19 protein-coding genes and 1 pseudogene are annotated in these 22,684 nt (G+C 47.1%); 15 read left to right on the top strand and 5 right to left on the bottom strand.

Annotated elements, in window-relative coordinates; all coding sequences use genetic code 11:
- Positions 1-38: 38 nt before the first annotated feature.
- The gene (locus H3H32_RS07680; RefSeq protein ID WP_182462143.1) at positions 39-395 is read right to left on the bottom strand and encodes a winged helix-turn-helix transcriptional regulator; all 357 of its coding nucleotides are present in this window, start codon (positions 393-395) and stop codon (positions 39-41) included.
- Positions 396-562: 167 nt separating this feature from the next.
- Here H3H32_RS07680 and H3H32_RS07685 point away from each other — a divergent pair, with 167 nt between their 5' ends.
- From H3H32_RS07685 to H3H32_RS38140, 4 genes are all read left to right on the top strand, one after another.
- Positions 563-1,438 (top strand): pirin family protein, encoded by an 876-nt coding sequence (locus tag H3H32_RS07685; RefSeq protein WP_182462144.1) that lies wholly within the window; start codon positions 563-565, stop codon positions 1,436-1,438.
- Between the two features lie 107 nt (positions 1,439-1,545).
- Positions 1,546-2,007: a helix-turn-helix domain-containing protein gene (locus tag H3H32_RS37085; protein ID WP_220472550.1), complete on the top strand. Its 462-nt coding sequence runs from the start codon at positions 1,546-1,548 to the stop codon at positions 2,005-2,007.
- Positions 2,004-2,654: an IS630 family transposase gene (locus tag H3H32_RS37090; RefSeq protein ID WP_220472671.1), complete on the top strand. Its 651-nt coding sequence runs from the start codon at positions 2,004-2,006 to the stop codon at positions 2,652-2,654. Before H3H32_RS37085 ends, H3H32_RS37090 begins: the two co-directional genes overlap by 4 nt.
- A 607-nt stretch (positions 2,655-3,261) precedes the next feature.
- Positions 3,262-3,438, top strand: coding sequence for a DUF4113 domain-containing protein (locus H3H32_RS38140; RefSeq protein ID WP_182462145.1), 177 nt, complete (start codon positions 3,262-3,264; stop codon positions 3,436-3,438).
- Between the two features lie 129 nt (positions 3,439-3,567).
- Here the strand turns inward: H3H32_RS38140 and H3H32_RS07700 are convergent, their stop codons facing one another.
- Positions 3,568-4,377, bottom strand: a complete 810-nt coding sequence (locus H3H32_RS07700; protein ID WP_182462146.1) for a hypothetical protein — start codon at positions 4,375-4,377, stop codon at positions 3,568-3,570.
- A 256-nt stretch (positions 4,378-4,633) separates the two neighbouring features.
- Positions 4,634-5,839, bottom strand: coding sequence for an FAD-dependent monooxygenase (locus tag H3H32_RS07705; RefSeq protein ID WP_182462147.1), 1,206 nt, complete (start codon positions 5,837-5,839; stop codon positions 4,634-4,636).
- A gap of 211 nt (positions 5,840-6,050) precedes the next feature.
- Here H3H32_RS07705 and H3H32_RS07710 point away from each other — a divergent pair, with 211 nt between their 5' ends.
- The 3 genes from H3H32_RS07710 to H3H32_RS07720 all read left to right on the top strand — a co-directional run bounded on the left by H3H32_RS07710 (position 6,051) and on the right by H3H32_RS07720 (position 7,813).
- Positions 6,051-6,368, top strand: coding sequence for a hypothetical protein (locus H3H32_RS07710; RefSeq protein WP_182462148.1), 318 nt, complete (start codon positions 6,051-6,053; stop codon positions 6,366-6,368).
- A 348-nt stretch (positions 6,369-6,716) separates the two neighbouring features.
- The gene (locus H3H32_RS07715) at positions 6,717-7,418 is read left to right on the top strand and encodes an SDR family NAD(P)-dependent oxidoreductase (RefSeq protein WP_182462149.1); all 702 of its coding nucleotides are present in this window, start codon (positions 6,717-6,719) and stop codon (positions 7,416-7,418) included.
- Positions 7,419-7,519: 101 nt separating this feature from the next.
- On the top strand, positions 7,520-7,813 hold the full coding sequence (locus H3H32_RS07720; protein ID WP_182462150.1) for a TIGR03643 family protein: 294 nt from the start codon (positions 7,520-7,522) through the stop codon (positions 7,811-7,813).
- 119 nt (positions 7,814-7,932) lie between these two features.
- Here the strand turns inward: H3H32_RS07720 and H3H32_RS07725 are convergent, their stop codons facing one another.
- On the bottom strand, positions 7,933-8,175 hold the full coding sequence (locus H3H32_RS07725; RefSeq protein WP_182462151.1) for a hypothetical protein: 243 nt from the start codon (positions 8,173-8,175) through the stop codon (positions 7,933-7,935).
- A gap of 349 nt (positions 8,176-8,524) precedes the next feature.
- Here H3H32_RS07725 and H3H32_RS07730 point away from each other — a divergent pair, with 349 nt between their 5' ends.
- Positions 8,525-8,809 carry a transposase gene (locus H3H32_RS07730; protein WP_182462152.1) on the top strand — a complete coding sequence of 95 codons (285 nt, stop codon included), beginning with the start codon at positions 8,525-8,527 and terminating at the stop codon, positions 8,807-8,809.
- On the opposite strand, the pseudogene H3H32_RS38145 reads toward H3H32_RS07730, so the two are convergent.
- Positions 8,799-9,064, bottom strand: a pseudogene (locus H3H32_RS38145) (xanthine dehydrogenase family protein molybdopterin-binding subunit); the annotation flags it as partial. The gene H3H32_RS07730 and the pseudogene H3H32_RS38145 sit on opposite strands and share 11 nt — an antisense overlap.
- A 278-nt stretch (positions 9,065-9,342) precedes the next feature.
- Between H3H32_RS38145 and H3H32_RS07735 the strand changes: the two are divergent.
- The 7 genes from H3H32_RS07735 (at position 9,343) to H3H32_RS07765 (ending at position 22,681) form a co-directional block, all read left to right on the top strand.
- Positions 9,343-9,990 carry an RNA polymerase sigma-70 factor gene (locus tag H3H32_RS07735; RefSeq protein ID WP_182462153.1) on the top strand — a complete coding sequence of 216 codons (648 nt, stop codon included), beginning with the start codon at positions 9,343-9,345 and terminating at the stop codon, positions 9,988-9,990.
- 37 nt (positions 9,991-10,027) lie between these two features.
- Complete coding sequence (locus H3H32_RS07740) at positions 10,028-11,041, top strand: FecR family protein (RefSeq protein ID WP_182462154.1); 1,014 nt, start codon at positions 10,028-10,030, stop codon at positions 11,039-11,041.
- 27 nt (positions 11,042-11,068) lie between these two features.
- Positions 11,069-14,554, top strand: a complete 3,486-nt coding sequence (locus H3H32_RS07745) for a SusC/RagA family TonB-linked outer membrane protein (protein ID WP_182462155.1) — start codon at positions 11,069-11,071, stop codon at positions 14,552-14,554.
- A 28-nt stretch (positions 14,555-14,582) separates the two neighbouring features.
- Positions 14,583-16,022, top strand: coding sequence for a RagB/SusD family nutrient uptake outer membrane protein (locus H3H32_RS07750; protein ID WP_182462156.1), 1,440 nt, complete (start codon positions 14,583-14,585; stop codon positions 16,020-16,022).
- A gap of 137 nt (positions 16,023-16,159) precedes the next feature.
- Positions 16,160-18,466: a GH92 family glycosyl hydrolase gene (locus tag H3H32_RS07755; protein ID WP_182462157.1), complete on the top strand. Its 2,307-nt coding sequence runs from the start codon at positions 16,160-16,162 to the stop codon at positions 18,464-18,466.
- Between the two features lie 106 nt (positions 18,467-18,572).
- Positions 18,573-20,876 carry a GH92 family glycosyl hydrolase gene (locus tag H3H32_RS07760; protein WP_182462158.1) on the top strand — a complete coding sequence of 768 codons (2,304 nt, stop codon included), beginning with the start codon at positions 18,573-18,575 and terminating at the stop codon, positions 20,874-20,876.
- Positions 20,877-20,911: 35 nt separating this feature from the next.
- Entirely contained in the window at positions 20,912-22,681 is a 1,770-nt protein-coding gene (locus tag H3H32_RS07765; protein ID WP_182462159.1) for an L-lactate permease, read from the top strand.
- The last annotated feature ends 3 nt before the right edge of the window (positions 22,682-22,684 follow it).

Consider the following 22,684-nt stretch of genomic DNA (forward strand, 5'->3'; position numbering starts at 1 on the left):
GGGACGGTAAAGCTAAATAAGAGTTTATTTCCTGTCTTTCATTTATCGCCTGAGATCATCTTTTTCCGGTGTAACTCTCCCCATTTGCGTAAGGATTCAATTACTTCATGTAGCGTTTGGCTATGAGCAGTTAAGGTGTAAGTCACCTTAGCTGGATAGGTGTCATACAGAGTTCGCTTGACCAACCCGTTCAACTCCAGATCCCGTAATTCTTTGGAGAGCATTCGATCCGTGATCCCGTGAACTTCTTTGGCGATTTCCCCAAACCGCTTCTCTCCGAAAGTAAGGGCCACGATTATAGGCAACTTCCACTTCCCATTTAATACATCTAGGGCATCTCGGATTGGGCGCAACGTACGGCCACATTCCTCAGGTAGTAAGTTGGTTGACTCCATAGACTATCGATTTGTACTATGCTGGTTGCTTTTCTTTTTGAGATTGTCGCTATACTAGAGTATAGTACTATACTCTAGTATACTACTTACTAAAGTATAGCAAATGTAGTAAATTTGCAAAAGAAAAGGGAACGCAATCATTGACCTTTTATTAACCAGGTAGTGGTATGAGCATTCAACGAAATCTTGCAAAAACATATACACCCCAGATCCAGCAGGGATTTTTGGGAGCGGGTCACCTGGCCAGCCCCCTTATTCAGGTTGACTTTTCGGAGAGCGATCCGTTTATCGTCTTGATGGATGATCGGCTCGAAAAACGGGATGAACAGCCAGCCGGTGGCCCACACCCCCACGCCGGTTTTGAAACAGTTTCCTTATTGCTGGAAGGCGAAATGGGCGACGAGGCTTACCGCATGAGTGGGGGCGATTTACAACTAATGACGGCCGGGAGTGGCGTGATTCATACCGAAACTATCGAGCGGGAAGCGACTATGCGACTCTTACAATTATGGTTGACGCTGCCTAAGAAAGACCGCTGGGCAACACCACGGGTGCAGGATATGCCCTTAAACCATGTGCCCAAAGTCACCGATGGGTCTATAGACATCAAAGTCTACAGCGGCTCTTTGGCGGGTGTAACGTCGCCTGTTCAGAATTATACGCCCCTGATTCTGGCTGATATCCGGTTGGCACCTCATACATCTACCGTACAATACATCCCTGCACATTACACCGCCTTTTTGTATGCGCTTGACGGGAGTGTGGAAGTTGGCGACGCAAAGAAACCGTTAACGCATGATCAGGTGGGCTGGCTTGACCGATTCGCGGATGATGACGTCCTGAGCGAACTTAGATTAACCGCTGGTGAAACGGGCAGTCGCATCATTCTTTATGCTGGCGAACGGCAGGGGGATGAAATTGTATCCCATGGGCCCTTCATTGGCGATACGCAGGAGGACATTCGTCGACTTTATCAGGACTTTAGACAGGGTAAGCTGAACCATATTGCAACCATTCCGAAAGGGCAACGGATTCTATACTAATCAGCTATGTACTAATTAGAAAGCCTAGTTCACAGGGGTTATCACTAGTGTTACTTAAAGAGTAGTCTGGCGGCTTTTTGTATTTTTGATGCTGTAACTCATCTTCCATGACTAAGCATCGACTGACTCTAACGGCCACCGAACGTACAGAATTACTGGCTAAAGTCCAAAAAGGCAAAACAGCCGCTAAACTCATCCAAAAAGCACAGGTGCTTTTGGCCAGTGACGAGGCTGTCGAACGCCAGAGCCAAACTACGATTGCCGCCACCTATCATCTCTCCACACGCAGTGTTGAGCGGATTCGCAAAGAATTTTGTGAGCAGGGCATGGCGGTCTTTGATCCAAAGCCCCGCCAGCCCCGTTCCGACAAAAAGCTGACGGGGGAAGTGGAAGCTCACTTGATTGCCATTGCCTGTAGCGAACCACCAGTCGGTGAAAGCCGCTGGAAATTACAGGCTATTGCGGATCGACTGGTCGAACTCCAAGTAGTTGAAACGCTTTCTCACACGAGTGTGGCAACGGTGTTAAAAAAAACCAACTTAAGCCCTGGCGGGTCAAGGGATGGGTGATTCCGCCCAAGCAAAGTGCCGATTTTGTGTACTATATGGAACAGGTTTTAGCTGTTTATGAGCGACCTTATGATGAGCGGTTTCCCGTTGTTTGTGTGGACGAATCACCCAAACAACTAATCGAAATCAAGCAATATCGTTCCGCCGACGGCACACGCATCCAAGATTCCGAATACATCCGGCGGGGCGTAGGCGAGATTTATATGGCCTTTGAACCCTTGGCAGGGCAACGGTTTGTCGAAGTCAAAGACGATCACAAGGCCATTACGTGGGTGGGTGTGCTAGCCAATTTATTGGACGGCCCTTATACAGACTGTGTAAAAATGACGGTGGTTGGAGATAATCTGAGTGCCCATAAACCCAGTGCATTTTATACAGTTTTTGGGGCCGAGAAAGCCAAAGCGTATCTGGATCGATTGGAGTTTGTCTATACCCCCAAGCATGGCAGTTGGCTTGACATGGCTGAGATTGAGTTGTCCATCTTACAGCGTGATTGCCTGAATCGGCACATTGCGACCAAAGAGTTGCTGGTAGCAGAAATTACCGCCTGGCAAGCAAACAGAAATGCCAAACAAGCGAAGGCGAACTGGCAGTTTACCACCAAAGATGCCCGAGTAAAATTACATAAGCTATACCCGACAGTTTAATCTTTAGACAACACTAGAAATGATTGTTTCTGATTTGTAACCCCTATTTTTTTAATTCTCAAAATACCCTGGTATTGGGTTCACCCTGAACCTAGCTGGGTTTGGTCGTCTTCTCGAAGAGTCCCTAATTGAACGATACCCAAATTCACTGCGTAAATCGCATGCCATACACCTATATTAGAGCCAACTTCTGGTTGGAATACGGCCTTCAAAGACGATAAAATCGAGACAGGTGTTGACCATGACAAAAGGCAAGGAATAGCAATAGAACCGATAAGAGAGGCTTTTTCTAGGGATGAATGACGTAATTGAGATAAACTAGTACTTTACCAAACTAGATTCTATCGGATTCTATTGCGGACATTCTACTAATAATTAATAGCTAAACCATCAATTAGAATAAACCGCGCGGGCGAACCCGAGAATCGCTAGAATCTAAATTGGAACAGTACTAGTAGTCGACTAGCCGAATTAGACAGCTAGTAAAAAATCAATGTCCCGCCAAACGCTCCTATGAGACCATGGAGCCTGTAAGAATCTGCTGTTCAAAAGGGGAGTATACTAGCTGCATTAGTGCCAAGTACGCATCAGCAGGCTGCTTGTTTCTTTGAATGTCCAGACTAAGAGGCTAACCAAGTTATCGCAGGTCACGGATACTATAAACAGGAGGCATGGCCGGGATAAGGCGCGGTTAGCCAGTACACAGTATGAGCCAAGCTGGCATCACAAACTGCAGTTCATGTCCCTTGCTATACGACTCGGAGGAAAGATATTCTCTAAGTGAAGGAAGTAACACGTACTGCCGAATGGCATCTATTCAGAAAGACAAAAAACGAGACTCCCAAGCCCTTAAGCTGATTAAGAAAGCTGCTCAATTTTTTTGGTAGCTTATTTAGGTGAGTCAGCCTGTTGGTCACACAATATGGCCCCAGACTGCAGAATACAAGTCTCCGTAGTGGCAGACGTGCCGGAGAGGGAGTTGGCGGGGGGCCAGTTCATTGTATTTAGCCTGAAATTGAGCCGCACTCATATCGAAAAAATGATACCACTCCCCCGCCAACTGCTCATAGATGGCGGCATAATAGAAACGATCATCGGCCTCGTATCCACAGAAACGAGTGATTTGGTAGCCTTTGGGAACTAATTCATTAAACTTGGCCTTCGCCTGGTCATGATTCATGTTGACGAACTGGGTAAAAGCACCATGCGGTCGTTTAGTCCAGGTAGCAGCCAGCCGAATGCCAGCGCCACTAAGGTCTTCCGAATAGGCGCACAGATCATGCAGCACATAGCCCCCATCGGCCATCACCTGGTTCTTACTAGTAAAGTCAGACACCGACAGTACCTCTGACTCGGCGGGCCCGTTGACCGGCTTCCAAATGCAGGTAAACAAAAGGGGAACGGGGCTGGAGGTAACGTCCACTGGAATGAGATCTAGGAAATACTTAGTTTTGGGTATGACTCCTCCGCCCACGGTGCTGATCTGGTGGGGCCATAGCCCTTTCGGGTAAAATGCATTGAACCGTTGCTGGAATTGATCGCGGGTCATATACATATAAACGGGGCGCTCACTGCCCTTCTGGAAGGAACCTGCAACAGTATTGCCGGCCCACAGGGTCTCAGGCCAGTAGTGTTTGGCTGTCCAGTAAGCAAAACAGGTGGCAAAATTCTCAGGCTGAACACCAAAAAAATCAGCTGGACAGGGCGCATTGGAAGTTGTCATGGGCTAAAAATAGTGCTATCTCCCTTCCAAAAACAGGTTAAATTGAGTAAATGGTCATAGGTTTAACAAGTTCATAATCTGCCTTCAGCAGACTTTTAGCTGCAGATGCTACTAATTGGATCGGCCAAATATTCAATGTCTTGCAAAACTCTTCCACCTGAGAGGAAACGCCGTCTCTTGCTTAAGCAGAAATAGGCCAACAAGGGAGAGCAGCAAGCACCAACACCCGACCTGCCTGACTACCAGCAATCTACCGTTACTGGTAGTCAGGCAGGTCAATGCCTTTGTTTTCTTCTTCAGCAGGGTCAGAACTAAACAGACCAACCATCTTCTGAACCGGTTTGCTGGCCATAATCCCTGCCACCCTATTAAGCACCGACACGCCGAATTTCGTTTCCGGGTATACCAGTCTGGGGGTGCCTGGCGGCAGTTTCTGCACCTCCTCTACGTAAGGGCGCATCAGCTTTTCATAGGCCGCAAAGGCGTCCTCGTGCCGCTTGTGCCGTGACAGTTCACCGGCAAGAACGTAAGCTCCCACGAGGGCCAGGGTCGTGCCTTTTCCACTGATGGGCGTGGGGCAATACGCTGCGTCACCAATCATCGCCACTCGCCCGGTTGACCAGCGCGGAGCTTTAATCTGCCCGACTTCGTCAAAATACAGGTCATCCGTTCCGTCGATGGCCTGACGGATGCGGTCGGCTTCCCAACCCGCACCGGCCAGTTTGGTCTTCAATACGCTTTTCTGCTCTTCGGTCGGGCGTTTCTCGTGGGTTGCACGGTTGTCTTCCAGAAAAGCCACCGACGCCCGGATAGTACCCTTATTGTCGGGGCGGAGCATAAGCACTCGGCGGTCGACGGCGGTGTACCAGCGCCACCAGTCGTTGTCATTTTCCTGCCTGGGGATGGTCATGTAGGCGATGTAGAGGCCCAGCGATTTGAACTGGGGTTCGTCGCCAAACATAAGCTTTCGGGTCTTCGACCGAACCCCATCGGCTGCAATGACCAGCTGAAACGTTTCGGTTTTGCCGCTGGCGAACATTACGGATACTTCGTCGGGGTGCTGCTCCAGGGCGGTTATCGAATCGCCGAAGCGGTAATCGACGTGCTTTTTCGAGCAATCATACAGAATTCTAACCAAGTCGCCCCGCAGAATTTCTAGTTCACGGGTTCCGGTGAGTGATGCCTCTTTGGGGAACTCACCGGCCACCTCACCATCCTGCCCAATAATCTGCAAACCGACTTCAGTAGTATTTTGGGCCAGTATAGCAGCCTCGATGCCCATTTTTTGGACTATCTTCCGGGCCGGCCCATTGACGTCGATGTTCTGCCCACCCAAGCGCAGGGCCGGTGCCCGTTCGACAACGGTAACGAGAAAACCATATTGAGTCAACCAGAACGCCAGCGTAGGGCCAGCGATGCTGGCGCCAACAACAAGAATTCTTTTTTCTTTATTTATAGGCATAGTCGTGCACAAAGTTGATCAACTCTGCCTACTCAACTGGAAAACGGCTTATAAGTTGGTGAAATCTTGTTTTAATCTCAACCGCGATCGGTTCGTCTAAAAGAGCAAAGTAAAATTCTATCACAAAATGCTCTTCATAAACCACTAGATTTTAGATTCAACTCCCTGGTTTGCTACCCGCCCAAGATTTTACTGCGTATATTGGCCCACCATGGAAAACCAAAGCCCGATCCTTCGCTATCTGTCCACGGCTTACCGAGAGCAGACGCCCGTTATGGCCAACGCCAATGCGTGTGTGAGCCGCCTAACCATTATCACCGAAGAGCCCCTGCTGTTCGAGATCGATCTAACCATCGGCGCTGACCAGATGCGCACGTACGCCATCCAGAAGCTGTCGACCGACTCAGTCGACAATCCCCTCTATCAGGTCGCACCGGTGCATCAGGGCGCTACGGGGTCTTTCTCTAAACTATCCGAGTCGGACTTGTACTACATGTTTACCGGTAAATCGTTGACCGACCAAGAATAACAGGTTACCTTCGACAAGTCGTGCCTTAGCCTGGCTCTCAACCCGCAATGAGCTGTTATACGATTGTTCCCCAGAAGCTGGCGGAACGCTGAGGGCGAAAAGTGAGCTAGGGCAGGCCCCAAGTTTGTAATTTCTCTATTTAGTTACTGGGCCGCTTCAAAGTCAGGCAGATACGGGGCCGTTTGGTCCTTTATTGCCATGTATATGAAAAAGCAACCAACTCGTCATGGGCTCAACAGTTCCTCTCCTAATCTTACATAAGGCTCCTTTTAACTCTGTTTTTAGACTTTGGCTTAAACTTTCTCATTAAACAACCAGTCACCTAGATGATGCTAAGCTACTATAGGTATGAATGGAAAAAATATGCTCATTATTGGAGCCAGTTCGGGAATCGGTTACGCTCTTGCCAAACAACTCCAAACCCAGGGAGTAACTTTATTTACAGCGGGACGACAGCCACCTCAGGGAATTACCTCGACGCATATGAGTTGGGACGTCACCCAGGTACCTGCAACCGACGCGCTCAATCAACTTCCCAGTGTGCTGCATGGACTAGTATATTGTCCAGGCACCATCAATCTGAAACCATTCCATCGACTCACCATTGATGACTATCGTCGGGATCTAAACATCAATGTATTAGGCGCTGTGGCTGCTGTTCATACAGCCTATCTGGCGCTGAAACAGGCTAAAGGCAGCAGCATCGTGTTGTTCAGTACGGTGGCTGCTAAACTAGGAATGGGGCTGCATTCGTCTGTCTCCATCGCTAAGTCAGCGGTAGAAGGGATGACTAAATCACTGGCAGCCGAGTTTGCTCCTGTTTCTATTCGGGTCAACGCAGTAGCCCCCTCCCTTACCGATACCCCATTGGCGCAGACGCTGCTGAGCAACGGCGAAAAACGGGAGGCTGCCAACAAACGGCACCCGCTGGGCCGCTTCGGTACTCCCGACGACATTGCCAGTATGGCGGCTTATCTGCTCTCCGACCAGGCAAGCTGGATTACGGGGCAAATAATCGGGGTTGATGGGGGGATGGGAAGCTTGAAATAAAGGCAGAACGCTCTGACGCACTGGTATATTGAGATTAACTACAAGAGTTGGGCTCACTAAAATGAGCCCTAACAATCAAGTATCCAACGCATTGACTAATTATGAAAACAAACCGACTCATTCCCCTTTTAACAGAAACCGATCTAGACCGTATTGTTGAAATGGCTTGGGAAGACCGAACTCCATTTGAGGCTATCCAATCTCAATTTGGCTTATCGGAGCAAATGGTTATTGAACTGATGCGTACCCAGTTAAAGCCCTCTTCGTGGCGAAGGTGGCGCTCACGGGTACAGGGTCGACAAACCAAGCACGCCACTTTATCTGCGGTCGATGATGCACGCTTTAAATCAAACCAGCAGCGAATAATAACCCATAACAAGCTCGCAAAACGATAAGAAGTTGGTTAATATAATCGCGTTTTAACATGAATAAAAGGAGCGCGAGTCTTATTTCCCAGTACTTTTTGCTGTCAAATGAAAGCCCCACACGAATCGCTTTCAGGTGGGGCAGATGACTAGTCGGTATCCAACTCTTTAGGTATCTCAAGAGTAATGTTACTTCGCTCAAAATGATTTTTTGCCCGCTTGAGGCTCAAAAATAACTCATCCTCCAGCTTACTCAACCCATTGTAAAGGGTATAGACGTGCTTGCTTTTACCCTTTACTTTCGTACTACAAATGGCTTTAATCCGGTCTTTGGCTAGCGTCTGGTTGGCAGTGCAATAAAAGACCACATCACCGACAAACATCTCAAACATGTAGCGTAAAACAACAGGGGAATTTCGGCTGCTGTTCTATAAAAAAAACAATACAGCTCTAGGATTAATTCACTTACTAAGAGTAGATAAATGGCCTTTGTTAATTCTGTCTATTGTATTTTTTATAGAAATAGACTCATGCAGAAGAGAGGAGAATCGACCTCCTTTTTGGCTGGAGTCGAGGGACACTTATATTGCGTATGCTATTGCTTAGGTTGTACAGCTATAAAAATAACACCAGCTTGGTATGCTAAAAGCCAAAATCTCAAAATACTGGAGTTGCTACATTTGACTGGACATTAAGTTAAGCATCATCTAACTTAGTGAACAATGAAAACCAGGAGACAGTATGACCGCACGGGCGGCCCCGGAAGAATTCAAAAAGATGGCGGTGGAGCTATCAGTGGCAAAAGGATCGCTAAAAGCGACTGTTGAAGAGTTGGGAATAACCCCACAAATTCTGACCCGGTGGCGGAGTGAACGAATAGTTGCTCAAGGCTCCCCAGCCGTCAGCCGAACTCAGATAAGCCAGGAACAACAAGAAATAGCGCGGCTGAAAAAGGAACTCAAACAGGCTGAATTAGATCGAACCGCCGAAGCGACGCGACATTTTAAAATCAGTAAGCTGCATTAGAGTTGAAGCGAAAAGCCCAGAAGGCTACACTAGTACTATTGGAAGGAATCTCCCAGCCTTCAGCCAGGCAGTTATCAACGGCTCCAGCCGGGAACTGATTGGGATGGATTGCATGCTCTGGTGTACCACCACCTCATTTCACATTGAACCCGATCAAGTTTTTATTGGCCTCCAACGCAGACAGATACGTAGCAGTATACATCGGACTATGATGCCCTAAGTCATGTCATCTTCGCAGTTGTAGATCAGTTTCATCGTGAAATTGAATCTATGCCATCTTACACGAAGTTTAAAAAGTTTCGTGTACGAATTTTCAGGACCAACTCATTGCCATCAATTTGCCCTCAGAGGTCAACTTTATCCAAAGTAATTTGGCAGAATTCAACTTATTGAATGGAACAGTCTCCTGTCAAACACGCTTACTGTGTAACTTCAAAATATAACTTCGTGAAGTTTTTTTTAAATATTTTTTACTTCTGACTAAGGGTAAATTCGTAAAACTATGTCATCCTAGTAAATACTCCCTTTAGCCAATGCGCTCAATAGAAAATCAATCTATTTCAGAGACTTCTTTCAACAAAGGGAGTTTTCTCAGACATGATGATAGACAATCAGTAGTTGTAGACAACGAACATCTGGTCAGATTAGCCTTTGCGGAGTCGACAAACAAAGGTTTTGAAGCCCTCTTTCGTAGCTATTATCAGGCTCTTTATAGCCATGCGATTCGCTTTGTCTATACAAAGGAGAAGGCTGAGGATATTGTCTGCGAGGTCTTTCATGATTTCTGGAAGAGCAACAGTTTTAATTCCATCGAAGGAACCTACCGTTCTTATTTATATGCGGCCGTTCGTAACCGAGCCTACACCTATATCCGATACGAACTCAAAGAGGAACGGAGTATGACTTCCTCTGAATTTTCAGAGCATATGCCCGGCTCTGAAAGCCCGCAGCAACTTATTGAGTATGATGAGCTATTTCAACGAATCGAGCAAAGTATTCATAACCTGCCTCCTCAATGTCAGCGCGTTTTTCTACTGAGTCGGTTTGAAGGAAAGAAGAACCAAGAAATCGCTACAGAACTCGGTCTGGCTCTGAAGACGGTAGAGGCTCATATGGCCCGTGCATTAAGCGATCTACGAAAGGCTGTTCTCGTGATAGGTCTTCTTTTTCTGGTTAGTTAACTAAGGGTAAAACACACCTTCACTGTCAACCTTATAAATGATTGCTTATCGTATGGAAGATATTATCATAAAAAATCTATTATTTGACTATTTCTCCGGTCATTCTACACCGCTTCAAAAGAAAGTAATTGAGGCCTGGTTACAGGATAAGGCTAATCAGGAGTACTATTATCAATGGCTGCATGAATGGGAGTTAACCCATTTACAGGCACCCACTTCCTGGCAGGATGCCTTCGCTCGAACAAAGGAACTGGTGAATCAGGAAACGCCCGAAAGTCAGCCGTTTTTATCGGTATCTACCAATAACAGTTGGTGGTCGAGTTATACGTATAAACTGGTGGCTTCTATTGCACTGATTACGCTACTCGGGGCCACCATTTTTGGCCTGAAGGACAGTATTGTTTATAAGACAATTCAGGTTGGGTACGGACAAACACAGCAGGTTAAGTTAACTGATGGATCGCTGGTTACGTTGAATGCGAATTCCTCGATCCGGTTTCCGCGTTTTGGTTTCGGCGATGGAACACGTACTGTTGAACTAACCGGCGAAGCTGACTTTCAGGTGCAGCATTCTCCTCTGCATCAGCGCTTTGTGGTTGTTACGCCTAAAGGCTTACAGGTGACCGTATTAGGCACCCAATTTACGGTTTTTGCCCGCCAGCGACGATCGCAGATTACCCTTCGTACAGGCAAAGTTGCCTTGCAAATGAGCCAGACACCCAAAGCGCCATCTATAATTATGAAACCTGGTGATCTGGTAACTATGGATAACGCAGGCAAATTAACCCGGGCCCATACGGCTAATCCGGAAGTCCAGTCGGCCTGGAAACACCAGCGGTTTACGTTAGAAAGAACCTCCCTAAACGAGATTGCCTCTATACTACAGGAAAATTACGGATTTCAGGTCGAGATAAAAGATCCTGAACTGGCCAATCGGACGGCCACAGGCTCTTTTCGCGCTAGTAACGCCGATGAGGTTCTTGAAATGATCACAGAACTATTCGATATAAACTTGACACGCCAGGATAATAAAATTGTTTTCAAAGACTAATTCATACCCTCTAAATCCCGTTAAACCATGAGATACTTTTTACGGGTAACTCGTAAAGTATTATTGAACAGTATATTGCTGTTTGTGTGCTATCAGGCACCTGCCCAATTATTAGCCAGCACAAGAATTGCGGCAGTGAGTACACAAACTGTACCCACGACAACGAATCTTTCCCTGCGCGACGTCCTGATTCAATTTAAAGCCCGTTATCATGTCGATATTTTATTCGAAGATCGGTTGGTCAATCAATCCGTGAATTCATCTATCATTGAAACAACGGCAACGCTGGAAGAGAATTTGACGAAAATCCTTTATCCGCACGACCTTCGCTTTAAAAAAATACGGGAAGGTGTCTACGTAATTGTGAAAAGCCGAAAGAATCAAAACGCGATTAATCAGGCTTCCCCAGGTGGCTCCGAAGGTATCGAGACCCTACCAACCACTCCACTAAATCGGACTTCTTTACAAGCCTACAATTCGCCTGAAATGCATGTGCCTGCACCAGCCGATATGCCGGTTCAGGGAAAAGTAATCGATGAAAAGGGCGAAGGGTTGCCCGGTGTAAGCATTGTGGTAAAAGGTACTCAGAAAGGAACAACCACCGATGCGGAGGGGATTTATAAACTGGATGTGCCTAGCTCAGCAGCTATCCTGATCTTTAGCTTTGTGGGGTATCTGCCTCAGGAAGTGACTGTTGGCAATCGAACCGTTGTGGACGTAACACTTAAAACAGATAATAAAACACTCGATGAGATTGTTGTTGTCGGATACGGAACTGTCAAGAAAAAGGATTTGACGGGGTCGGTGGGTGTTATAAGCAGCAAGGAAGTAAAAGATTTAGGCGTAACCCGTATTGAACAGGGGTTGGCCGGTCGGGTGGCGGGTGTTCAGGTGAAAGCCGTTTCGGGTGAACCTGGTGCTGCCCCACAAATTCGGGTTCGTGGTATCGGTAGTATTTCGGCAGGCGCTGGCCCGTTGTATGTTGTCGATGGCTTTCCAACCGATAACATACAGACCTTGAACCCAAATGATATAGAAACGCTGGACATTTTGAAAGATGCCTCCGCAACGGCTATCTATGGTTCGCGTGGCTCGAATGGGGTCGTTATTATCAATACCAAACGCGGTAAGTCGGGTAAAGCCAACATTACCCTGGACACATATTACGGCTGGCAGAAAGTATCCAAAGTGCCTATCATGAAGAATTCGCTCCAACAGGCTCAGTTCTACTATGATGGCATGCGGAATAAAAATCTGGATGCAGGTAAAGACGTGACCGGACCGCCAACAGCCTGGTTCACACCCGTTCCCGCTATTATCATGGATGTTATTGAAGGCCGGAACACGACCGATGAAAACTCACTGGATAAAGTATTGATTACCGCACCTCAGCGTCAGATTCAATTAGCAGCCACGGGAGGTTCCGAAAACATACGCTATGCCGTAAGTGGTGAGTATTTCAATCAGGATGGGATTATCATCAACAGTGGTTTCAAACGGTATTCGTTACGAACCAATATTGATGCCCAGCTTTCGAAACGACTAACGCTCAAACTGAATTTCAATCCGTCGTATACAGATCAGCGTTCGCTCCCTTCAACTGGTGTCAGTGGTGGTACGGCCAGTACGCTCGGTATCGTTGCGTCTACATTGCAGATTCATAATTTTCGGCCTTTATTAGATGCTAATGGCAACTACTTCAACTACGCGGGTTTAGCTGACATGGCTGACATTTATAATCCACTGGCCGTGGCGCAGGAAACCATTACTTCTCAGAAGGGCCTTCGTTTGCTGGGGAACATCAACCTCGACTATCAAATCATGGATGGTTTGAAATTCAACGTGTTGATAGGAGGAAGCCTTATAAGTGGAAAGGGCATGTATTTCAGACCGCAACGTATTTATTTTGCCAATGAACTGGCATTAGGTACTGACAATGCATCGCTGATTACTAACTGGCTCACCGAGTACACGCTGAATTACACCAAAAGCTTTAATAAACATTCTATTTCTGCCTTGGCGGGTTACACTGTTCAGAAAGAACGGGGCGAGTCCAACCTGTTGAGCAGCAATAAGTTTCCTAATAATTTAGTACCTACTTTGAGTGCAGTTGGTGGCCTGATCACGAATGGTACGTCAAGCATTTATGAGTGGTCGTTGCTGTCGTATCTGGCACGGGTTAATTACAATTACAATAGTAAATACTACGTAACTACCTCCATTCGTACCGATGGATCGTCTCGCTTTGGAACCGAAAATAAATATGGCATATTTCCTTCAGTAGCCCTGGCCTGGCGTATTTCGGACGAAGATTTCCTGAAAAATATACGTGCCCTCAACGAACTGAAACTTCGGACCAGCTACGGGGAGACCGGCAATAATAACATAGGCAATTACGACCAGTACGGAACCATTACCTATGAAAATTACGGTCTGGGTAATTCGGTTGCGACAGCTATTGCACCCGGACGCATCGGCAATCCGTCCTTAACCTGGGAGAAACAAACGTCCATAAACTTTGGGGTCGATGCCAGCTTCTTTAACAACAGAATCAGCGCGTCTATCGACCATTTCCAATCCAAGAATACGGATCTGTTGCTGAACGTAAATATTCCCAACAATACCGGTTTCAGTACGGCTTTACAGAACATTGGTGAAGTACGAAATACAGGTTGGGAATTTGTGCTAAGCACTGTAAATGTTGACCGGCAAATTAAATGGTCAACGGATTTCAACCTGTCGACCTATCGGAACAAAGTAGTGAGATTGGGGCCGCAGGGAGACCCTATTTATTCGGGCAACAACGTCACCCAGATTGGCCAGCCTATCGGGATGTTTTACGGCTGGTTGACCGATGGCATTTTCAAAACCCAGGCAGAGCTGGACAAGGGTCCGTTTTATAACCCAACCGGCAGTGATCGCTCTCACGTGGGCGACATTCGATTCGTGGATATCAACGGCGATGGCGTTATTACGAATGCGGATAAAACGATCATGGGTTCGCCCTATCCTGATTTTTATTATGGTGTAACGAACCGTGTCAGCTATAAAAATATAAGCCTGAGCTTTACGCTTCAGGGATCGCAGGGAAGCCAGGTTTACAATACATCGCGAGGAGGAGGCAATAGCGGCCGCGCCCGTGTAAGAGGCTATGCGTTCAGCAATAACTACTGGAAATCGGAGCAGGATCCCGGTGATGGAAAAACTCCCCGGCCCAACGATACACCTACGGGTGGCGTTCGGTTGCCTAGCCAGCTATTCCTGGATACAGGAAGCTACCTCAGAGTCAACAACATATCCCTAGCGTACGTGTTGCCCGGAACCATTGTGCGGAAACTTGGGCTCAACTCGCTTCGGATTTATGCAAATGCATCGAACCCATTTATTTTCACGAAAAACACAGCGTTTAACCCGGATGTCAGTACAACTGACAATCCGTTGACGCCCGGCGTAGAGGCTAACGATTATCCATTGCCCAAGAGCTTACTCATTGGTTTAAATGTGGGATTTTAAACGAAGGCATTCCGTAAAAACTACGAACATGAAAAAAATAGCCTGCCTTATCCTCTTCGTCTCCATGCTTACCATGTCATGCCAGAAGAGCTTTATTGAATTAAATCCGGTATCTACCGTAAGTGTTGAAGCTGTTTATAAAACGGATAAAGATTTTCAGGATGCGGTAGTTGGTGTATATAGTATGCTGCGTAACCAGTACCAGGATTTCTGGATATTCGGCGATCTGCGGGCCGATGATTCGTGGCACGCACTTGGGAATGACGCCTTTTTGATTTCGGTGGATAAATTCAATATGAATAGTGATGCCGCGTTAATGATCTCCACCTGGCGGAATTATTACAGTGCCATTAACCGTGCGAATCTTATTTTGTCGAAAATAGAAGCCGCCGATGCTGCCGTTGTTACGAATAAAGATCGTCATGTAGGTGAAGCCAAGTTTTTGCGGGCTTTGGCGTATTTCGATCTGGTGCGTATCTATGGTGATGTTCCCTTAAACCTCAAGCCGACAACTATTGAGGAAGGCTACACCAAAGTGCGGGAAAAGGTAGATAAGATTTATGATGAAGTCATTATCAAGGATTTACTGGAAGCCGAAGCAAAATTACCAGCAAAATATACAGGTGTAGATGTAGGCCGAGCCACGAAAGGAGCCGCTAAAGCGATTTTAGGTCGGGTATACATGACTCGGAAGGATTTTGTAAAAGCAGAAGCCAAGTTTCAGGAAGTGACGACCCTGGGCTATTCACTGCTTCCCAATTACAAAGACCTGTTCGATTATACCAAAGATGAACACCACAGTGAGTATATCTTCGATATTGAGTATCAGGATGGTAACCTCGGGGCGGGCAGTGGTTTCTCCAATAAGTTTTTGCCAAAATCAGCCAACTCTCTAGCGGAAACTTTCTACGGGATTAAAGGGGGAGCTGGTGAGCAAAATACGCCAACGCTCGCTTTGTTCGACTCGTTTGACCCAAGCGATCCAAGACGGGACGTCACGGTGGCTAAGGGTTATACGGATAACAACGGCGTTTTTCAGGGCTTTTTACAGATTGCGACATTCACCAAAAAGTACCTGGCTATCACCAATTCACTGAATGATAGTAAAGCAAACTGGAAGGTGATTCGCTATGCTGATGTCTTATTGATGTACGCCGAAGCGCTGAACGAAAATGGCAAAATAGATGTCGCGCTGACCTACTTAAATCAAGTGCGTACCCGAGCCAAGATGCCTACGTTCAGTGGCCTGACAAAAGATCAGCTACGTACCAAAATCTACGACGAACGGATATATGAGTTATCGATGGAAGGCGTGCGCTGGTTTGATCTGGCCCGTACAGATCGGCTGGCGAGTGTAATGGGGCCACTTGGCTTTAAGGCGTTTAATGCGCTTTTCCCAATTCCGCTGGTCGAAATACAAATAATCAATAACCCATCCGTATTGGCTCAAAATCCAGGGTATAATTGACGGGAATTTGCCCTTGCCTGATAAAATACACTCAACCCCTTAAAGAGTATTCATTTCCATGTTGAGCAAAAACTCCTTAAGGAGGTTGGGGGTATTCATAGACAAACTAATTCGCTTGAGCCTTTCTGTCATCAATTATGAAAATTAATAGCTTACTTATTTTCTCGATTCTCCTATCGCTAACTGGAATACAAATTGGTTTTGGTCAGCAAAAAAGGAATCCTTCTTCTGCAAAGTCGGTAACTGGGCTGAATTACATTGATCCAACAATTGGGAATGTGGCTCCGTTCTACAACACCAATCGGCCTATTGTGCAGGTGCCTAATCAACTGGTGCGGATGTTTCCGAAACGCCAGGATCACCTGGATATGCAGATCACCGATTTTCCAATGTCTTCCCTGAATATCATTACGCCACAGGTTATTTTCGCCATCAAGCCTTATGCTGGCGTTTTGGCGGATACGGGTTGGTACAGACGATTGACCTACGATCATGATCTGGAAGTGACACAACCCTGGTACTATTCCGTGAAACTGACCGATGATAACATATTGACGGAATACACCGCTGGCGAAAAAACGGGCATCTACCGATTTACTTTTCCGGCGGGGGCTAAGAAGAACCTGCTCCTTTCGCACTATTACGCGAAAGGAAAGTATGACCTAACGGATGGCAATACCCTGACAGGTGTAGAGTTTGTGGACGATGCTAATCACCAGCAAAAAGGCGTTGCCTATGTGTATGGAAAGGTGTCGGGCAAACCAGAAAGTGGAAAGAAGCAGGGCGAAAAAGATTGGGGTCGATACACAGTTTTGGGTCCTCCTCAAAAGCATAAAAAGGTAGATGGTGAACGGGCGTATTTCAGTTATGCGGAATCGGATGCACCTGTGCAGGAATTTCGCTACGCCATTTCGTTTATCAGCCCCGAACAGGCTAAGAAAAACTTCGAAAAAGAACTGACCAACGTCACGTTCGATCAGCTTAAAGAGAAAGGCAAAGCCGCCTGGGCAAAAACCATCGGTCAGGTGCAGGTAGAAGGCGGCACCGACGCGCAGAAACGTAGTTTTTATACGGCTCTGTATCGTTGTTACGCCCGCATGGTGAACATGTCGGAAGAGGGGAAATACTTCAGTGGCTACGATAAGAAGGTTCACCAGGATACGCGACCTTTTTACACCGACGATTATACCTGGGGTAACTACCTGGCTCTCCACCCATTGCGCTCCATCCTTGATCCTAAGGCGGAAGCCGATATCCTCCAGACGTATGTTCGGATGTATCTGGAAAGTGGCTGGATACCAGAGTATCCTAAATTCTTTGGTGATCGGGCGGGTATGTTCGGCTTCAAATCGATGGTAGTTTTTCTGGATGCATACCGCAAAGGAATCCGTGATTTCGATACGAAAACCGCCCTGGAAGGCATGGTGAAAAGCGCCGATAAACGAACCATGCTTCCGCACCGAAACGACCCGAAAGGCGCTCTGGACGATTTCTACTACGCAAAAGGCTATTATCCAGCACTCCATCCTGGCGAAGTTGAAACCGATTCTGTTGCTAAACTACATGGCAATGGTCAACGTCGATCGGCTGTTGCTATTACATTAGGAAACAGCTACGATAGTTGGGCATTGAGTGAATTCGGTAAAGAACTGGGGAACCAGGATGTGTATAAAAAGTATGCGCCCCGAGCCCAGAATTATAAGAACGTCTGGCACGCTAAAACCGGATTTTTCCTGCCGAAAGATGCCCAGGGAAACTTCATAGAGATTGACCCAAAATTCGATGGTGGGCATGCCGGTAACGATTATTACAATGAGAATAACGGCTGGAGCTACCGCTGGAATGTTCAGCAGGACATTAAAGGATTTACAGAGCTGATGGGCGGGCCTGAGAAACTGGAAGAGAATCTGGATCAGCTTTTCCGAGAAGGCCTCGACCGTAGTAAGCCAGTTTTCTGGGAAAAATTCCCCGATCAAACGGGCATGATCGGTCAGTTTGCGATGGGCAATCAGGTGACCTTCTTCATTCCCTACCTCTTCAACTACACCAACTCGCCCTGGAAAACCCAGAAATACACCCGACTCCTGCTTGACACCTGGTTCCAGGATACTATTTTCGGGGTTCCGGGGGATGAAGATGGTGGTTCGATGTCCTCCTTTGTGGTCTTCTCGGCTATGGGTTTTTATCCTACCACGCCCGGCCTGCCCCGTTACAGCATCACCAGTCCGTTATTCACTAAAGTGAGCATCAACCTGCCTAACGGCAAGACATTCACCCTGTTGGCTCCTAAGTCATCCCGTCGAAATAAGTACATCCAGTCAGCCACCTTAAACGGCAAGCCGTTAAAATCACTCTCGTTTACCCACGATGAGCTGATGAATGGCGGTACGCTGGTGTTGGACATGGGCGAGAAAACCGACAAAAAATGGGAAATAACGTATTGATTGAATGTACCCATGGGCTTTAGCCCGTGTATGAATTGGAATAAAAACACGGGCTAAAGCCCATGGGTACCTATATACATCGAAACACCTTAATCCTCAACGAAATATGTCCTTTTTACACCATAACCTACTTAAAACAGTTTTAGCCAGCCTGATTATTGCCACTTGCTTGTGTCAACTCAGTTTAGCCCAACCTGGCAAAATTAGCAGCACGGGCATAAACTATATTGACCCGACAATTGGGAACGTAGCGCCCTTGCTGAATACCAATCGGCCTATTGTCCACCTGCCCAATCAGATGGTACGCGTGTTTCCCCATCGGCAGGATCATCTGGATATGCAGATCACCGATTTCCCGATGCTGTGCCAGAATATCATTACCCCACAGATGATTTTTGCGATAAAGCCATCTGTCGGAAATGTAGCGGATACGGCTTGGTTTAGCCGCTTGACCTACGACCACGATCTGGAGGTTACGCAGCCCTGGTACTATTCGGTAAAACTGACGGATAGTGATATTCTGACGGAATATACGGCTGGCGAAAAGACGGGTATCTACCGGTTTACCTTTCCGGTAGGTGCCAAGAAAAATCTTTTGCTTTCGCATTACTACGCCAACGGGAAATACGAGTTGCAGAATGGCAATCAGCTAATCGGTACCGAGTTCGTTGTCGATGCCATTCATGAACAAAAAGGGACAGCTTATTTATACGGCGTTTTTACCGGAAAGCCACAGGCAGGTAAAAAAGACGGTGAAAAAGACTGGGGGAAATACACCGTGAGTGCCGTGCCTGAGAAACCGATGAAAATGGCTGGCGAACGAGCCTTTGCCAGCTACGGTGAAAGGGATGGATCTGTCGTTGAATTCCGCTACGCCGTTTCATTTGTCAGTCCCGAGCAGGCTAAGAAAAACTTTGAGAAAGAACTGACCAACGTTACGTTCGATCAGCTCAAAAACAAAGGCAAAGCGGCCTGGGAAAAAGTTATCGGACAGGTAAACGTGGAAGGCGGTACCGACGCCCAGAAACGCAGTTTTTACACGGCCCTCTACCGCTGTTACGTTCGTATGATTGATTTCTCCGAAAACGGCAGCTATTTCAGTGGCGCAGATAAGAAGGTGCACGAAACTGCCCGTCCTTTTTACAACGATGATTATACCTGGGGCAACTACCTGGCCCTGCACCCTTTGCGATCTATTCTTGATCCCAAACGGGAAGCCGATATGCTACAATCCTACGTAACCATGTACCAGCAAAACGGCTGGATGCCTGAGTACCCAAGGCCCTTCGGCGACCGTCCCGGCATGTTTGGCTTCAAATCGTCAGTGATGTTTCTGGACGCGTACCGCAAAGGAATCCGGAATTTCGATGTGAAAACAGCTTTCGAAGGCATGCTCAAAAATGCCGAACAGGCAACCATGCTTCCTTTCAGAAATGGACCCAAGGGGGACCTGGAAGACTTTTATTTCGCGAAAGGCTATTATCCGGCACTCCACCCCGGTGAGACAGAAACGGATGCGTTTGCCTCACAGAAGCCAGGTCAGAAGCGGTCGGCGGTGGCTATAACCTTGGGCGATTCGTATGATAGCTGGGCGTTGAGTGAACTGGCAAAGGAACTGGGCAATCAGGATGTGTATAAGAAATATGCCCCCCGCGCCCAGAATTATAAGAACGTCTGGCAGGAAAAAATAGGATTTTTTATGCCCAAAGATGCCAAAGGAAACTGGATCGATATCGATCCTAAATTTGACGGTGGGCACAATGGATTTGATTATTACAACGAAAATAATGGCTGGAGTTATTTGTGGAATGTTCAGCAGGACATTAAAGGGTTGAGAGAATTACTGGGTGGAGCGGATATAATGGAGCAGAAACTCGACCAGCTTTTCCGGGAAGGCCTCGACCGTAGCAAGCCAGTTTTCTGGGAAAAATGGCCAAACCAAACGGGCATGATCGGTCAGTTTGCGATGGGCAATCAGGTGACCTTCTTCATTCCCTACCTCTTCAACTACACCAACTCGCCCTGGAAAACCCAGAAATACACCCGACTCCTGCTTGACACCTGGTTCCAGGACACCATTTTCGGGGTTCCGGGGGATGAAGATGGTGGTTCGATGTCCTCCTTTGTGGTCTTCTCGGCTATGGGTTTTTATCCTACCACGCCCGGCCTGCCCCGTTACAGCATCACCAGTCCGTTATTCACTAAAGTGAGCATCAACCTGCCTAACGGCAAGACATTCACCCTGTTGGCTCCTAAGTCATCCCGTCGAAATAAGTACATCCAGTCAGCCACCTTAAACGGCAAGCCGTTAAAATCACTCTCGTTTACCCACGATGAGCTGATGAATGGCGGTACGCTGGTGTTGGACATGGGTGAGAAAACCGATAAGAAGTGGGCGATGCAGAACTGATTTTTTTAACCACCTACATTAATGCAGTCAACTCTATGAAATGGATACAGGTTATTGATCCACTTAACAATATAGCTTTGTCCGTACTGGTCGCGGCCGTGCCTATTATCTTCATTTTCTGGGCACTGATCATCAAAAAAATGAGGGGCTATCAGGCAAGTCTGATCGCTATTGTCATTGCTACAGTTATTGCCATTCTGGTGTATGGAATGCCCATAAAACTAGCGGTTCTATCAATTGGGCATGGCGCTTTATACGGCCTGTTTCCAATCTGCTGGCTGGTGGTTATGTCGGTGTTTCTTTTCAACCTAACAGTCAAAAGCGGCCAGTTCGAAATTATCAAACATTTTATGGCGTCTATCACCTCCGACCGGCGATTGCAGGCGCTGTTGATTGCCTTTTCCTTTGGGTCATTTCTGGAAGGAACAGCTGGTTTTGGCGCACCGGTTGCCATTACAGCCGCTATGTTGGTAGGTTTGGGGTTTAATCCACTCTATGCATCGGGGATTTGCCTGATTGCCAATACAGCTCCCGTTGCGTTTGGCTCCATCGGCATTCCAATTACAGTAGCCTCGCAAGTATCCGGCATTCCTGAGTTGCCCATCTCACAAATGGTTGGCCGGACATTACCAATTCTATCCATCATGCTGCCGTTTTATCTGGTCATGATCATCGCGGGTTTTAAAAAAGCCAGGGAGATATGGCCTGCGGTATTGGTATCCGGCGTTTCATTTGCCTTTCTGCAATGGTTTTCATCCAATTATTTAGGACCTTCTCTACCCGATGTAATTGCAGGTCTGGGCTCAATTGTCTGCCTGATGGTTTTCCTGCGCTTCTGGAAACCTAAAGCCGTATGGCGCTTTGCCAACGAACCTGCCCCTACGTTTGATGCCAGCATTACCTACACAAGCGGACAAATGCTTCGAGCCTGGTCGCCGTTTATTGTACTGACTATTATGGTGATTGCCTGGGGGATGCAACCCATTAAGGATGTACTTAACTCAATTGGTATGTTCCAGTTTGAGTTTCCGGGACTTCACAATGCCATTCAGGGACAAGATGGGGCAGTTCTCTCTAAACTATTTAAAGTCAATTATTTATCAGCAGCAGGTACCGCCATACTCATTGCTGATCTTGTCGCCATTCCGCTCATTGGCCTGACCTACCGGGAGGGTGCAAAGGTTTTTGGAGCCACATTGAACCAACTAAAATTCCCCATTCTGACAATTGCCGCCGTATTAGGATTTGCCTACATTTTGAACGATTCGGGTATTACACTAACGCTTGCCGCAGTACTGGCCAATACGGGATTCATGTTTCCATTTTTCGCGCCAGTGCTCGGTTGGTTAGGGGTGTTCATTACGGGTTCTGATACGTCGGCAAATGCCCTGTTTAGTAAGCTCCAGTATGCTACCGCAACGTCCATTGGTGTCGATCCGGTGGTAACGGTAGCGGCCAACATATCGGGTGGGGTTGTGGGCAAAATGATTTCGCCACAATCCATCGCCGTAGCCGCGGCAGCTGGTAATCTGGTAGGGCAAGAATCTGAATTATTCCGCTTTACGGTGAAGCATAGTTTCTTCATGCTACTCCTGATCTGCCTGATTGTACTGGCGCAGGCCTATTTACTAAAGTGGACAATTCCTGTGTACGAAATGCTCGGCACGACGAAAACGACTATTAGTCTGGATGCATCACGAGGATACGTGTACCTTCTGGGATTGGCTGTTTTGTTAGTCACTCTGGCATCAACCATTGTTATGCTGGTGAAAAAGAAGCCCCAGACACCGAATCTGGTGAGCTGATTT

This window comes from Spirosoma foliorum (assembly GCF_014117325.1).
GTDB lineage: Bacteria > Bacteroidota > Bacteroidia > Cytophagales > Spirosomataceae > Spirosoma > Spirosoma foliorum.

Coding starts and splice junctions, on each gene's coding strand:
- H3H32_RS07725 (WP_182462151.1), bottom strand. CDS start 8,175: ATGTTTGAGATGTTTGTCGGTGATGTGGTCTTTTATTGCACTGCCAAC.
- H3H32_RS07705 (WP_182462147.1), bottom strand. CDS start 5,839: ATGCCTATAAATAAAGAAAAAAGAATTCTTGTTGTTGGCGCCAGCATC.
- H3H32_RS07680 (WP_182462143.1), bottom strand. CDS start 395: ATGGAGTCAACCAACTTACTACCTGAGGAATGTGGCCGTACGTTGCGC.
- H3H32_RS07740 (WP_182462154.1), top strand. CDS start 10,028: ATGATTGCTTATCGTATGGAAGATATTATCATAAAAAATCTATTATTT.
- H3H32_RS07735 (WP_182462153.1), top strand. CDS start 9,343: ATGCGCTCAATAGAAAATCAATCTATTTCAGAGACTTCTTTCAACAAA.
- H3H32_RS07710 (WP_182462148.1), top strand. CDS start 6,051: ATGGAAAACCAAAGCCCGATCCTTCGCTATCTGTCCACGGCTTACCGA.
- H3H32_RS07720 (WP_182462150.1), top strand. CDS start 7,520: ATGAAAACAAACCGACTCATTCCCCTTTTAACAGAAACCGATCTAGAC.
- H3H32_RS07685 (WP_182462144.1), top strand. CDS start 563: ATGAGCATTCAACGAAATCTTGCAAAAACATATACACCCCAGATCCAG.
- H3H32_RS07715 (WP_182462149.1), top strand. CDS start 6,717: ATGAATGGAAAAAATATGCTCATTATTGGAGCCAGTTCGGGAATCGGT.
- H3H32_RS07765 (WP_182462159.1), top strand. CDS start 20,912: ATGAAATGGATACAGGTTATTGATCCACTTAACAATATAGCTTTGTCC.
- H3H32_RS07755 (WP_182462157.1), top strand. CDS start 16,160: ATGAAAATTAATAGCTTACTTATTTTCTCGATTCTCCTATCGCTAACT.
- H3H32_RS37085 (WP_220472550.1), top strand. CDS start 1,546: ATGACTAAGCATCGACTGACTCTAACGGCCACCGAACGTACAGAATTA.
- H3H32_RS07745 (WP_182462155.1), top strand. CDS start 11,069: ATGAGATACTTTTTACGGGTAACTCGTAAAGTATTATTGAACAGTATA.
- H3H32_RS07760 (WP_182462158.1), top strand. CDS start 18,573: ATGTCCTTTTTACACCATAACCTACTTAAAACAGTTTTAGCCAGCCTG.
- H3H32_RS07730 (WP_182462152.1), top strand. CDS start 8,525: ATGACCGCACGGGCGGCCCCGGAAGAATTCAAAAAGATGGCGGTGGAG.
- H3H32_RS07700 (WP_182462146.1), bottom strand. CDS start 4,377: ATGACAACTTCCAATGCGCCCTGTCCAGCTGATTTTTTTGGTGTTCAG.
- H3H32_RS07750 (WP_182462156.1), top strand. CDS start 14,583: ATGAAAAAAATAGCCTGCCTTATCCTCTTCGTCTCCATGCTTACCATG.